This is a genomic window from Rahnella sp. P4_A8 (genome assembly GCF_056402435.1).
Window position 1 is genome coordinate 1 of record NZ_JBFUHK010000393.1, and the last position, 517, is coordinate 517.

Annotated in this window: 1 pseudogene; it reads right to left on the minus strand. The window is 33.3% G+C overall.

The features are described from left to right. Positions 1–517: pseudogene (locus AC1DUO_RS26195) on the minus strand (hypothetical protein); the annotation flags it as partial.

The window sequence follows — 517 nt, forward strand, 5'->3', positions numbered from 1 at the left end:
TGACACCCCTTTGTCCGTTTTACGCTGTCTTAACATATGGAAAGCATTTTCTTCGAACAATTCATAGGCCAGTTGAATTGTTTTTTGATAAATATTTTCGAGTTCATCAAATGTTTCCTTGCTGAAGTAATTCCCATGCTCCAAATAAAAATCCAAATAATCTTCTAAACTTCTTTTTTGTAAATCATTACGCTGACGGTATGCAAAGAAACGCAGCACAAGTTCTACATCAAACATCGTTTTGAAAAATTTGTCCTCCCTTCTTTCTGTGGATAATGATGACTTATCTGACTTATCTGCTAATGGTATTCCCCACATTTTGCAAAGAAAATCATTTTCGGACAGTTTGATGCATAATCTGTTCAGTTTACCATTAAAGTTGGCGTTTCTTTTTTCTTGAGGTGTAAGTTTTTCGCCTCCGCTATTAATTCTATCAAAAACCATTTGTTTTAAATTATTTGCTTCTTGTTCGTTTGAAGCGGTTTCATGCAATAATATGATAGAAGATATATATCTT